Raw genomic sequence first — 13,153 nt, 5'->3', positions numbered from 1 at the left:
GGCTTGATTGGAATAAACCTTGGGAATTATAAAATTTGATAAGGTGACACAAATCTTCGGTGATTTGTGTGTTTTGAAAAATATTAATGTACAGCTTACCGAAAGGCGGATTGCCGTTATTGGTGCTAATGGTTCTGGAAAAAGTACATTTGTTCGTCTTATCAATGGACTACAATTGCCATCTCATGGTTTTGTAAGTGTTGATGAGCTTGATACAAAACGGGATGCAAAAGCGGTAAAGCGTAAAGTAGGATTTGTTTTTCAAAATCCTGATAATCAAATTGTTTTACCATTAGTGGAAGAAGATTTATCTTTTGGTCTTAAAAACCTAAAACTGAGTAAAGATGAAATTAAGGAGCGTGTAGATGAGATTTTACAGCGCTATGATCTTCAGGCTTTTAGAAATCATGCAGTTCATTTATTAAGTGGTGGGCAAAAACAGCTCGTTGCCATTTCCAGTGTAGTGGCAATGAAACCAGACTATATTATTTTTGATGAGCCGACAACATTACTTGATTTGCGAAACAAACGTCGTGTAACACAGGTTATAGAAGAATTGTCACAAACAGCGATTGTTGTATCACACGATTTGGAGTTTCTCAAAAAGTTTGATAGAATACTGTTTTTTGATAAGGGAGAGATAGCAATTGATGATATACCTTTTGTTGCTATCAAGGAGTATATAAGAAGGATGTCATGATCGGTTTATATATTCCAAGGGATACATTTATTCATAGGCTTAGCTCTGAGATTAAATTATTGTTCCTTACTGTATGTACAACCACGCTTTTTATAGTTTCATCAGTTCCCATTTTTGTATTCTTTTTATTGTTTGTAGTCTTATTGTATAGAGTAGCTAAAATTCCCTGTATTATTGTAATAAAGCAGTTTAAATCGATGGGATTTCTTTTAGTTCTTCTATTTGTATTTCAAACTCTTTTTGATAGTTGGCTTTCGGGGGTAGAGGTCATACTACGTCTTGTTATTCTTTTTTCTTTATCATCACTGATTTCCTTTACAACAAAAGTTTCAGATATGGTAGATACAATTGAAGCAGGACTTCAGCTTTTTCGTTGTTTTGGTATAAATCCATCAAAAGTAAGTATGGTTATCTCTATGGCAATTAGGTTTATTCCTCTTTTGAGTGAAAAGTTTAATGAAGTACGTGAAGCGCAACAAGCACGTGGACTTAATACCAACATTGTTGCTCTTGCAATACCTTTAATTATACGAACCATAAGAATGGCTTCAGAAGTGGCTGAAGCATTGGAAGCGCGTTCTTATGATGCTGATATTATTGATTAAAGTATCTCATAATGAAAGAATAAGCAAATGAATACAAAAGATCTATCCTATATTGCTCTGTTTGCTGCTATTTACGCTGTTTTGAGTCTTTTCCCACCTATTTATCTTCCTTTTTTTCTCGGAATACCTATTACGGCTCAATCTATGGCTCCAATGTTAGCAGGATCTATACTTGGAGCAAAGAGAGGAGCTTTAGCATCACTCCTTTTCCTTATTCTTATTGCAATTGGTTTGCCTCTATTGCCTGGTGGTCGTGGTGGAATCGGTGTTTTTTCAGGAGTTACGAGTGGTTATTTAATCAGTTTTCCCATTGCTGCATTTTTTATTGGTTTTATGGTTGAATTATTTTGGAAACGGTTAAATTTTATAATATTATTTTTGATAAATACTATAGGTGGTATTGGGATTGTCTATTCTTTTGGGATACCATGGGTGGCTTATATAACTCAAGTGCCTTTACTAACTGTTTTAATAAGTTCATTAGGTTTTTTAGTTGGTGGTTTTCTGAAAGTTCTAATTGCATCCTTTGTAGCGCTTATCATTAAAAAAACTGCTCCTCTTATTGCATCAAAGTAAAGGTGATTTATTTTAAGTGAGTTTTTTATTGTGCTGTGTACTAGGATAAAAAAAAGAATGAGTATGATAAAGTGTTCTGTTTATTTATTTCTGCTTTCATAAGAGAGAATTTATAGAAAAGAGAAAACTTATTTAGGTTATCTAAGCAATTAAAATCCATAATAAATTATTATTTAAAAGATATAAAAATATCGTTATATAAATAATATGAATTATTTTTTGACATGCCATTTAGTATCAATTTAGCTATATCTTTACATTATAATAGTATAGTTTACAAGGATATTTTATTCTTTTTTGTATTTATATTATTTTTTATGTATACATAAAATGAATATTATGATATAATCAATATGTATTTTTTAAAAACATAAGGATTAAAAATAAAGTTATGAATATGAAATATTGCTTTGTTGTATGCGCTGTTATTTTAATTTCTTCACCTGTTGTCAAAGCATCGGAGTATGTAGTTTTTCAAAAAGAAACATCTGTTACTATTGCTCCTACTGTTTTGGAAAAAAGTATATTTTTTAGTAAGAAGATTAATTCTTTGTCTTTATTAAATAAAGTTTTTATAACTACTCATCCAGGTGATCAGAAGGTTTTTGGGGAAATTGTAGTATCGGTCTTTCAGAAAGTGAAACGTGTATATACTGATTTATGGTCATATTTATATGCGTCTATATTTTCTATATTCAATTGGTAGAGTTTAAAAGAATATCCATGTATTTTTAGCTTAATTTATAAAATAAAATCATGAATTATGCTTAAAAAATATTTAAATTTTACTTAGAAAAGCACCTCATTTTCATTACTAAGGTAAGAGATTATAGATTGTATATGCATGATATATTGTTTATATTAGCAATGCATTGAATGATGATTTCCAGCGTAACTAATTTAAATGGAATGCTGCAGTTTTTTCTAATACATTGAGATTATTGAGATGGTTTTGTAAAAATAGAGTGCTTTTCTTCACAAAAATTTGTGACTTATGTATGTTGGTTTATAAGCTTGTCCAAGAGTGAAAAATAGCGCATTTTTTATGGTAAAAAGATTATAAATTTTTTTACGTTGGCAGAAAAAACTGTTCATTTTAATTCAGACAAACGTTCAGCCAGAATAAAACTCATTAAAGTAAAGTATTCTTAATGCGTCTATTTTAAGTTGTTTAGGAATGCATTATTGCGCTTTTTGTGTTTCAAGGAGTTTGTTTTTTGAATCACCATTATTTTATAGAAAAAGAACGTTGTAGCTCTGGTAATTTTGTTGAAAAAAACTATTATTTAAATAATAGTTCTTCTAAAAGATATTCAAGGCAAGTTTAAAAATCTTATTTTCTCAAAGGAATAGAGCCACTCTAACTAACCAATCCTTTTTTCCGTCTTTTATAGTTTACAGTGAGTATTTGCAGTACAAAAAATTGGAAATGCTCATTATTGCAATATTATTCTTAATTATAATTTTCAAACACATGAATGTGTATTATTTATAGTTTTAAAAACAAGTAGCAAGTTTTTCATTTTAGGAGATGGTTTAGAAAAATAATAAATTTTCTTGTAACATTTCTCAATAATTGAGCTTCATTTTTAGCTAATAATATTATCTAATATATTAATTGAGTTCAGGGTATTAATAATTTGCATTACTTGTAGATTGAATTTGCAACTCTTTAACAATCACTGTTTCCAGATGTGCAAAGACATTCTTTATTGTATCCACGAGACGGGCAAGATTAATAATGACTAAGAATAGAGTAAAGATCCCCTACTTTATAAAGCGAGATATTGATTATAATGATAATAAATTGTTTTGCATATTGAACTGCGATGCTCATAATATCATATGATTCATTTCAACTCTGTTTATATTGAATCAATCAAAACCATTTACTTACATATTATAAACAAGTTTAGGGTGTAGATAAAGCTGCACAAGAAAGGACTAAATTGCCTATAATAAACTGTTTTAGAAGCCAAGGGCTTTAATAGCTTAGGAGTTGACAAATATAATAATGGTGCTGGCTTGCTCCTTGATAAACATAAAGATGGTGCTAATCATTTATCATTATATTATTCACGGTAAGCACTATGCAATGGTTTATGGGGCGCTTTAAGAAGTATCTCTTTAAAACGAGCATATGAATTAGTAACACAAGGGTGTTCTGTATTAAAGGAGATATTATTCACACAGTTTTTAGGCAATAGTCCTTTCTAAAAGCATTGGCTTTTCTGTTCATGATGCTTTAGAATATTTTTACCCAATTTAGGTGAATTATATTGATATCTTGTTGACTTAAATAAACAGGTACTTATTAATGGCAATCTTTATTAAATTGCGCAATCATTCAGAGAGTTTAGTATATAGATTAGTTATCAATTTTCACATTGCTTTTATTTTCTATCTCAAGCTATATAGTTGTCATTTTAAAAGCTTCCTTTGTTTTCGTTTGCTAGATAGGCTTTTTTAGAAAGTTTAAATAAAGTCATAAAAAAGGCGACTAAAGCTGCTTTTTTGAGCAATAAATTTTTTCATTCATAAAATCAAAGACGCTGTTCATAAAAGCGTTTAACAATATACATTATAGCTGTAAAAGCAGCCAAAACCATAATAGCTGCAAATGCCCATTGAACAGGGCCATTGCCCACGAAAAGTCCTCCAAGTCCTGAAAAAGAGCCTATGATTGGTGCAAAAGCTTCTATTTTGCAAATATCGGTTACACCTTTTGATTCTACTTTTTGATAATTTGGAGACATATATGAGCCTTGAGCCCATAATCCTACCTCGGCAGCGCGACGGTTGACAAGTCCTTGAAGACGTTTTCCTCCTACTCTTGTCCATTTTAATAATTCAGCTGGCACAGCTTCATAATTTCCTTTATTGAGTTTTTTTAGGAGAGTAGAGTGGCAAAAAGCCTCTGTTCCAATATTATAGGAAAATGATACCAGTGCAGCAAATTGTTCATTGCTTAGAGAAACGGTAACAGTTTTTTCAACAACGTGTTCAAATTGCTTCAAATCTTGACGAAGAATTTTTTCTGCTTCCACTTCTGTAATTTTCATGTCCTTATGAATCTCTGGAGCACCATAAGCATTTGTATGCCCATAACCAATTATCCATTCACCAGTGGGATTTTTGTAGGCACTTAAATGCAACTCTTCCCATTTTTTAATCAATGCAAATCCTTCTTTTGATATTTTCCGCATTATCCTCATTCCATAATAATTCCCACAAAAGTAGGCATGAATTAAAAGCTCAAAACTTACATCTGTTTATTCTAAAAAACAGAACAGTAAAATGATTGAGTAAAATTAAAAAGCTTTCATAATAAGACTTACTAAGATTTAATTCACTTTGTTTACTGGCAAAAAAGATTCTACTAATTACGATCCATTCAATGTAGCAACCAGCCTCCTCCACCTTAAAAAACAATAATTTCCATGCAGTCTAAGTCGTCATTAGACAGAATTATTCCAATTTTTTATAACTGACCACTTGTGTAGTTTACTTCATACATTCCATGGATAAATATCATTATGAATTTTTATTGTTTGAAAGAGAAATCATTCTGATAGCGATACACCACATAATACAAACCATACCTCTAAATTGAATGTAGTTTATATAATTCTCTAAAGAACAATCTTAAAAAATATCCAATAAATGAGAATTTATTGATGATATTAGTACATGAACCATTGATCTTATAGCTAATCACGAATCCGCTTTTTGCAAACTTTTTACAAAAACTTGAGAAACGAAATCTACTAGACATAGTAACATTGCTCATTATTGTAAAATAATAACCCACAAAAATAATCAATTATTATTTTTACTCCATCTTCTTTAACTAAGTTATATTACATCTTCACCAACATTCAGAATAAAACCAAAACTCACATTTTTTTCCTGTATTAGCATTTCTAAAATAGTTTCAAGTGGCTTTAATTCAAAATCTTTAATCAACCCAACAACCAATTTAGAAAAAAGTAAGAATTACAATGATCTAAAAAAATAATAGAAACTTATTCTTGAAAAATTGCAACACTCACTATATGCCTTAAATAAACACCAAAAACACACAATGCATTATACTATTATACAGATCTAATTTTAAAAAGCTACAGCTAATTTGATAATTCTTTATTCTGCTCTCTTTAAATATTCATTAAAAAGGCAAATCGCTATAAGCCAATTAAATAAGAAAACATAATGGACAGAATCTATCTATTACAATTTAATGTAGCTACATGTTGGTGTATATACTATTTGATAACAATCAACAAAACACTTGATATAAACTGGGCTCCAATGTGTCAAACATAGAATGTTTAAAAAAGAAATTGAGTATTTATACATCATTATTTGATCTCATTATAAAGCGTGATAAAAAAACATTAAAAAGAGTATTTCAGAGCTATAAGAAGAGACTCTAATGAAGGTGTATTTTTAAACTGTAACAATAAATGAACTGTTCATGCGTTTTGTTCACACGTATTGTATGTATCAAAAGGAAATTTACATTTTATAAAAATCTCTAAATTAAAACAAATTTTTCTTTTTTAGATAGATAAAACTAGAAAGTTTTGTTAATATGGCCTATCATCTCACAGATTACAATTAAACGGGTTTTAAGCCTATTCGTTTCAAATTTTTACCAAAAAAACTTCTATAAATACTCAATTACTTATGAAGGTCTTAAAAGAAGAAGGGAAAAATCAAGCTATCTCTTACACACGCTATGTTAGGCAATCTGATTGAATAAGATTTACAAAAAAGCTCCTGTGATGAATTAAGTTTTCGCTACAGAAGATCTTAAAAGAGGTGCGATAAAGTATGCGTATTCATCATTATTTATATTGTGTTAAGTCATACAAAGATTACGAATATATTGGTTAGAATATATTAAAATTGCTGATAATGCTGATGTTGGTTATATTAGCAGAAACCAACTTATTTTTCTGGTACAAGAAATACCTATCACGGGTTTTATCAAAGGAACAGAAGTTCATTTATTGACTACTCTTTTGAATACTTTCCCAAACACATCATTTGAAAAAGGTGGAGTTCCTATTTTTTTATCAAAGATAATAAACGGCTGAGTTTTGAAATTAAACATAGTGAATGGCGTGTTAGTTTTTTTACTTTCACGCCTTTGTGACCATGGTCTTGTTATAAAACGAGGTAGTGGATTAACTATAGGAGCTCCTGATCTTAATTTATGGGTTAAGGCTAGCAGTTGTAATAGAACATTATCTTTACAAGCTCTTGAAAAGAGACTTGATCCTTAGATACTAAGCTAATTATACAGAAGCGATATGTACCAATTTTACGTAGAAAAATAGTAAAACTAAGACACTGTTATATTCTCGATATGAGGAACAAAAAAATGCAAGCAATTTAGAAAGACAAGAGAAGTATCAAATATTACGGACGCAAAAATCTGCTTTTATAATCAACTATTTATTTGGTACAAACAACAAAGTTCTTTATTGCGACTTATTTAAAAGTTCACGTGCGGGATTACGAAATACGTTAAAATTACAAACATTATTATGTTAACAAGAATTAAGAAAAAAGCAGGCGATAGCTAAAAGAAAATTAGCAGAAACTAGATTTTCAAATTGGTTCGATTGGTTACATCAACAAGCAAATATTGGTGACAAGGATGCTATGGACGTTTTGCATTCAATGAATGAACGTTGTGCTATTTTGTCTGGTAATTTATTAACAGCTAAAACAGCTAGAAAAATAGGTGTACTTTTACGCAGGAATTAAAAACCTTCTTTTTTGAAGAATGGAAATATTTTGTATAAAAGCATTGATGGTGGAGTCATATTGATACTGGTGAAAAATTCATGCACAAAAATTTACTATGGAATCTGCGTATCTTGCTTTAAGTCTTGTTGTTGAAAAATTTAAAGATCAGCTGCTTGTATTAAAAGGCACAGAAGAATTTAAAAAAGAAGTTGCTCAATTGGCCAGTATTCACGATATGAATGTTGACTTTGATGATCCTATTTTAAACACTTTAAAGAATGAAGTGAAGCAATACAACAGAGATAACATTGATAATTCATTTCAAGAGTAGATAGAAGAGCGAAATAAATATACTGGAAATCTATCTCATGTTGTATGGAACGGTGAAGAATCCGTATTTAATTATGTGGGGCGTAGAAAAATTAGAAAAAAGAATTTTCTTCTTTTTGAAGAAAATCAGAGAGTTTTTGTCAAGGAAACTACAAAGAGAGGCTTTATTCAAGCTGGGTATTGGAAAAAAGGCACAAAAATCAAGATTACAAAAAATAGTGTAAAAAATATTTCAGATAAAGAAAGAGAGACTTAAAGTGTGTTTTTTTAGTTTAAAATTATATTTTTTTTGATTTGGGATAATTATTTTATGTATAAGTCAAAATTGTGTTCTTCACATTCAACAAAAAATGTTTCATAAGGAAGTTAATTTATCTTTTAGAAGAGCTGTTTAGTTTTACAATTAAGGGGGGGACTGTGAAGAGAAGCGAAGATTCTGTAAAAGACAAACTTTCTAATCCATATATTTTAGCGCGCAAAGAATGGATGGAAAGGTATGGAGATTATATTAAGTCAGCTAATAGTTGGCGCTTAGCAGCTTTTGGAATGATTATCATTACTGCAATGTCAGTAGGAGCATTCATCTGGAAAGTAAATGAACAAACCGTTGTTCCTTATATAGTGCAAACCAATTCAGTTGGTGAGGTAACACATTTGTCAAAGGCAAATGTGGCTGCTAAACCAAATGCAACTCATATTCGGGCGGCATTACGTAATTGGTTGATTGGGGCGCGTACGGTTTATGTTGATATGAGAGCAGAAGAAAATCTCGTAAATCAGACATATTCAATGACCTTACCTCAATCACCAGCATATGCCATGCTTGTTGAATATCATAAACAAAATGATCCTTATTTTCGTGCTGCAACTGAGACAGTAGAAATTCAAGTTAACGCAATTGTTCCTGTTTCTGAAGACACTTGGCAGATTGAATGGACTGAAAGGAAAAGAGCACGATCAGGCGCTGTTATTGATACTAAACTTTGGCAAGCTACAGCTACAATCATTATAGCCATACCAAAAACTGAAAAGCAAATGATGCTAAATCCCATTGGATTATATGTTAAACAATTTGCTTGGACGCCAAGACTTTAAAAACAATCATGGTAAATGCGTAAAGCGGGGATTTTATGTTTAAGAAATTTATTTTTTTTAGTACAGTTATTTTTGTAACATCAAAAGCTCTAGCAACAGACATATCACACGATGTTAATTTTGTTTCTTCTCAAAGAATACTTCTTACTGATAAGGAAGCATGGGGAATTAAATTAGCAAATCAATGGAAGAATAATCCAAAAAGACCTATATATTCTGGTGATGGCAGTGTTAGATATCTTTATGGAGCTACTTTACCTACATTGGTGTGTACACCATTAGAGGTTTGTACGATTCAGTTACAAGCAGGTGAGACTATAAATTCTCTCCATGCTGGAGATACTGTAAGATGGAAGATTAGTCCCACTGTAAGTGGTGTTGATGCAGCAGCAACAACTTATGTTGTTGTAAAGCCTATAGATGCTGGTTTAACAACAAATCTTTTTATTACGACGGATCGCCGTACTTATATGATAAAGCTTGCTAGTACGCAAAGTTCTTCTATTCCTGTTCTTTCTTTTGTTTATCCAGATGATACAGATCAAGATTGGGCTGCATATAAAGCAGCTACAGATCAAAGTCGTACCACATTATCAACAGGTCAAAACTTAGCTGCTCTTGATTTTAACTTTCGTATTACTATCAGTGATCGAAGAATTAAATGGTATCCAAGACGCGTTTATACAGATGGCTTTAAAACTTACATTGAGTTACCTGGAGATGGAGTTAGAGGAACAGCACCAGCTTTGATTGCTATTGGTGATGATGGTGGTCCTTTTAAAAAATCTAGTGAAAGATTAATAAATTATCGCATGATTGGAAATAGATATGTTGTTGATGCTGTCATTAGCAAAGTGGCTCTGATTTCTGGTGTAGGAAGTACTCAGCAGAGAGTAACAATTATTAGGGGGCGTTAAAATGTTAAAATATTTATTGCTGTTGCCTCTTGTTTTGACAGTTGGTTGCACGTCTATAAGTCACCGTTCATCTTTGTTGGTTAATTATGTTGATCAAAATGTTACGGAGAATGATGCAAGTTTAATTACTGGTGATTTGGTTCGCTATCTTAGAGATCCTTTACCACCTGCAACTACAACATTTATTGTAAAAACAAATGATACAGAAGATAAGTTTACATCTTTATTGGTCAATCTTCTACAAAAGAATGGCTATGGTGTAATTTATACAGATCAACCAGAAAAACATAAAAATAAGGGTATAAATTTAACCTACAAAGTGATGCCAATGGATAAAGGTATAGTATTAGTGGCACAATATGGTTTAACTGAAATAACACGTTATTATGTTCGTTTAAAAACTGGAAATATGGTCCCGGCCGCTCCTTTTATTGCTCGTGTAGATGATGAGGGTAAAGGATGAAAAACAATCAAAAAATTAGTCCTTCTGAAGCTCCTGATTTTTTTTCTGTAAAACCAAAAGGACGTGGTGTACGACGATTAAATAATATACCTTTAATAGGCGCTATAGGTGTCATTTTATTTGCTTTGGTTGGTATTAGCTATACCTTTATGTTGCGGCAGCAATCTAATAATGCTGTCTCAGAAGAAAAAAAAAGTTTATTCGTGGATGAAACACCTTTGCTAATTCGCCCAGAGGGAGACGATTATGTTCAAGCGAAGTTACCAGAGATTTTACCATCAGAGTCAACTAAACAATTGGTAAAAACAACTCCAGAACAAAAGCAACTTGATAAAACTGAAAATGAAAAAGATGAAGTACAAGAGAGATTATTAACACGTATCTTAGAGAGGCGTTTAGCTAGAATGGAGGCTGCTTTAGATTCTGATCCTATGATTTCTTTTACGATCAATTCCAAAGTGCAAGATAATTCCCAAATTCAGGATACATATCCGCAAAAAGCAACTCTTGAAAATTTATTTGGTCGAGCTGGGATATCCGCTAACTCATCATTGTATAATGGTGATGGAGTCCATGATCCTAATATGCAAGCACAAAAAATTGCTTTTTTATCACAGTCTCAAGAAGCGGCAGCTTATTTAAAAAATACACGTCAAGAAGCTGTCAAAGCAAGTCTTGAAATTAAGGCTGGAACTATTATTCCTAGTGTTATAATAAGTGGCGTCAATAGTGATTTGCCTGGACAAATTATAGCTCAAGTAAGAGAAAGCGTTTATGATTCCGCTACTGGTCAAAATGTTTTAATTCCTATGGGGGCGAGGCTTATTGGAACATATGATAGTAGGGTAGCTACTGGTCAAAAACGAGTGCTTATTGCTTGGTCGAGAGTTATTTATCCTGATGGTTCTTCTTTATCTCTTGGAAATATGCCGGGGACAGATCAGTCTGGTTATGCTGGATTTCAGGATAAAGTAAATAATCATTATTTTAAAATTTTTGGGAATGCTTTTCTACTTTCTATCATTTCAGGAGCTTCACAATTATCTCAAAAAACACATAATAAAGGTAACGATGATGGTAAAATGGAAACAGCAAAAGAAACGTTAGCTGCAGAGCTTGGTAGACAATGGGGTGAAGTCGGGATTGAAATGACACGTAAAAGTCTAGGTATTCAGCCAACAATTATTATTCGTCCTGGTTATAATTTCAATGTCATGGTAACAAAAGATATTATTTTACCTGCTTGGCAAGGTCATCCAATGGCTGCACTTCCTTAATTTCTTTTTTGAACTAAAATATCAAATCTGTCATTACCATGCAAAAAGAGTAAAGATATATTTTAGTACCTTATCGTATAATAAGGTATAATATTATATCTTATAGTGTAAATACTTAATCCTAAGTGGATGTACAGTATGGAAAAAAATAAAAAATCAATTGAATTTATAATTTGGGGCAGGGATTTTTAAATAACTTATTCTAGATGAATATGTCTCAAAACTTATAATATTTGAGCCACTCAAAAATATCTCCTCCTATTACTGATCGCTTGCATCAAAGAAATGAAATCAAAAAAGTTCAAGAAGGCTTTGTTCTCTCATGAAACGAGTTATGTCCATAATCACTTTATGTTCTCTTACTATTGGTTGTTTGATTTTATTTGCTCTCTCTCAAGGATTTAGAATTAATTATTCGCATTCCGCTCCTATCGGAATTTGGAAAGTAAATTACTTTAAAAAAGAAATGCGAAGGGGAAAATTTATGGAGGTTTGTCCTCCAGATGTACCTATTGTCAAAGTGTTTGTTGAGAAAGGGTATCTTCAATCAGGAGCTTGTTCTAGTGGAGCTATACCTTTTTTGAAACCATTGGTAGCTGTTTCAGGTGATGTGGTTCAAGTAACTGAAAGAGGTATTAGTATTAATGGTCATTTATTAAAAAATAGCCAAAGAAATGGTGGGGTAGCTGGTGTGCCTAATGGAGAATATCACGTTGCAGAAGGATATGCTTGGTTTATTTCAAGTTTTGATCCTGTAAGTTTTGATAGCCGCTATTTTGGGGCTGTTCCTATTACGAATATAATGGGTTCTGCTAAACCCATTTTAACTTTTCAGAATTGAGATTTTAATAATGAAAAAAATAAGAGTAAAAGTAGTTCCTATACTTTCTTCAGCTGTAAATGATACTTTTATACCCGAGGTACAGATTCCATTGAGTTTAGAAGAAGTAGAAAGTTATGTTTTTTTTCAGAAACAGCACTTTCAGAAGAAGACGTTTGGGATTTGTGTGCTACAGATTTTTCTTAAATTGAAAATTCTAATAACGTATAATAGGGGGAGAGATGAGTTTTGAATATGTTAAAACCGTAACAGATTATTTCATCACACAACTTCAACAAGGAATAGCACCATACCAACAAGCATTGCCTCCTGGATGTGCGAGATCTCCTTATAATCCACAAACAGGTAAAAAATATAGCGGTATTAATAGCTTGTGGCTTGCAAGCCCAAAATATACTGATCCACGTTGGCTTACATATCAGCAAGCGAATGAAATGGGTTGTAGAATTAAAAAAGGTATGAAAAGTACAAATATTATTTATTGGAAACAGGATGAGAAGATTTCTTTTTATGATGAAGATGGGAACAAACACGAAAAAAGCTTTCTGAACCTCATATTTTCCTAGTAAAAGTGTTTAATGCTGAACAA

General features: G+C 31.6%; 12 protein-coding genes. 11 read left to right on the top strand and 1 reads right to left on the bottom strand.

Features of this window, described 5'->3' with window-relative positions; all coding sequences use genetic code 11:
• Positions 1–19: 19 nt before the first annotated feature.
• Genes ABD909_RS04425 through ABD909_RS04415 form a run of 3 tightly spaced genes read left to right on the top strand, consistent with a single transcriptional unit; the run spans position 20 to position 1,881 of the window.
• Positions 20–700: an energy-coupling factor ABC transporter ATP-binding protein gene (locus tag ABD909_RS04425; protein WP_345096760.1), complete on the top strand. Its 681-nt coding sequence runs from the start codon at positions 20–22 to the stop codon at positions 698–700.
• A complete protein-coding gene (locus tag ABD909_RS04420; RefSeq protein WP_345096759.1) occupies positions 697–1,305 on the top strand; it encodes an energy-coupling factor transporter transmembrane component T family protein in 609 nt (202 codons plus the stop codon). The genes ABD909_RS04425 and ABD909_RS04420 overlap by 4 nt, the downstream gene beginning before the upstream one ends.
• 27 nt (positions 1,306–1,332) lie before the next feature.
• The gene (locus ABD909_RS04415; protein WP_345096758.1) at positions 1,333–1,881 is read left to right on the top strand and encodes a biotin transporter BioY; all 549 of its coding nucleotides are present in this window, start codon (positions 1,333–1,335) and stop codon (positions 1,879–1,881) included.
• A 2,543-nt stretch (positions 1,882–4,424) separates the two neighbouring features.
• On the opposite strand, the gene ABD909_RS04410 is transcribed toward ABD909_RS04415, so the two are convergent.
• Positions 4,425–5,087 carry a lysozyme gene (locus ABD909_RS04410; protein WP_345096757.1) on the bottom strand — a complete coding sequence of 221 codons (663 nt, stop codon included), beginning with the start codon at positions 5,085–5,087 and terminating at the stop codon, positions 4,425–4,427.
• 1,899 nt (positions 5,088–6,986) lie between these two features.
• On the opposite strand from ABD909_RS04410, the gene ABD909_RS04405 reads away from it, so the two are divergent.
• The 8 genes from ABD909_RS04405 (at position 6,987) to ABD909_RS04370 (ending at position 13,130) form a co-directional block, all read left to right on the top strand.
• Positions 6,987–7,172 carry a hypothetical protein gene (locus ABD909_RS04405; RefSeq protein WP_345096756.1) on the top strand — a complete coding sequence of 62 codons (186 nt, stop codon included), beginning with the start codon at positions 6,987–6,989 and terminating at the stop codon, positions 7,170–7,172.
• Between the two features lie 584 nt (positions 7,173–7,756).
• Entirely contained in the window at positions 7,757–7,972 is a 216-nt protein-coding gene (locus ABD909_RS04400) for an LPD7 domain-containing protein (protein WP_345096755.1), read from the top strand.
• Between the two features lie 416 nt (positions 7,973–8,388).
• Complete coding sequence (locus tag ABD909_RS04395; protein WP_345096754.1) at positions 8,389–9,066, top strand: VirB8/TrbF family protein; 678 nt, start codon at positions 8,389–8,391, stop codon at positions 9,064–9,066.
• Between the two features lie 35 nt (positions 9,067–9,101).
• Positions 9,102–9,983 carry a P-type conjugative transfer protein TrbG gene (gene trbG, locus ABD909_RS04390; RefSeq protein WP_345096752.1) on the top strand — a complete coding sequence of 294 codons (882 nt, stop codon included), beginning with the start codon at positions 9,102–9,104 and terminating at the stop codon, positions 9,981–9,983.
• Position 9,984: 1 nt separating this feature from the next.
• The gene (locus tag ABD909_RS04385) at positions 9,985–10,446 is read left to right on the top strand and encodes a hypothetical protein (RefSeq protein WP_345096751.1); all 462 of its coding nucleotides are present in this window, start codon (positions 9,985–9,987) and stop codon (positions 10,444–10,446) included.
• Positions 10,443–11,723, top strand: coding sequence for a TrbI/VirB10 family protein (locus ABD909_RS04380; RefSeq protein ID WP_345096750.1), 1,281 nt, complete (start codon positions 10,443–10,445; stop codon positions 11,721–11,723). The genes ABD909_RS04385 and ABD909_RS04380 overlap by 4 nt, the downstream gene beginning before the upstream one ends.
• Before the next feature lie 322 nt (positions 11,724–12,045).
• The gene (gene traF / locus ABD909_RS04375) at positions 12,046–12,564 is read left to right on the top strand and encodes a conjugative transfer signal peptidase TraF (RefSeq protein WP_345096749.1); all 519 of its coding nucleotides are present in this window, start codon (positions 12,046–12,048) and stop codon (positions 12,562–12,564) included.
• A gap of 221 nt (positions 12,565–12,785) precedes the next feature.
• Positions 12,786–13,130: an ArdC-like ssDNA-binding domain-containing protein gene (locus tag ABD909_RS04370; protein ID WP_345096748.1), complete on the top strand. Its 345-nt coding sequence runs from the start codon at positions 12,786–12,788 to the stop codon at positions 13,128–13,130.
• The last annotated feature ends 23 nt before the right edge of the window (positions 13,131–13,153 follow it).

The organism is Bartonella acomydis (assembly GCF_039543025.1).
Lineage (GTDB): Bacteria > Pseudomonadota > Alphaproteobacteria > Rhizobiales > Rhizobiaceae > Bartonella > Bartonella acomydis.
The sequence above is the reverse complement of the archived record's forward strand: the minus strand, read 5'-3'. Positions and strand labels throughout refer to the sequence as shown.

Coding starts and splice junctions, on each gene's coding strand:
- ABD909_RS04380 (WP_345096750.1), top strand. CDS start 10,443: ATGAAAAACAATCAAAAAATTAGTCCTTCTGAAGCTCCTGATTTTTTT.
- ABD909_RS04400 (WP_345096755.1), top strand. CDS start 7,757: ATGGAATCTGCGTATCTTGCTTTAAGTCTTGTTGTTGAAAAATTTAAA.
- ABD909_RS04410 (WP_345096757.1), bottom strand. CDS start 5,087: ATGCGGAAAATATCAAAAGAAGGATTTGCATTGATTAAAAAATGGGAA.
- ABD909_RS04415 (WP_345096758.1), top strand. CDS start 1,333: ATGAATACAAAAGATCTATCCTATATTGCTCTGTTTGCTGCTATTTAC.
- ABD909_RS04420 (WP_345096759.1), top strand. CDS start 697: ATGATCGGTTTATATATTCCAAGGGATACATTTATTCATAGGCTTAGC.
- traF (WP_345096749.1), top strand. CDS start 12,046: ATGAAACGAGTTATGTCCATAATCACTTTATGTTCTCTTACTATTGGT.
- ABD909_RS04370 (WP_345096748.1), top strand. CDS start 12,786: ATGAGTTTTGAATATGTTAAAACCGTAACAGATTATTTCATCACACAA.
- trbG (WP_345096752.1), top strand. CDS start 9,102: ATGTTTAAGAAATTTATTTTTTTTAGTACAGTTATTTTTGTAACATCA.
- ABD909_RS04385 (WP_345096751.1), top strand. CDS start 9,985: ATGTTAAAATATTTATTGCTGTTGCCTCTTGTTTTGACAGTTGGTTGC.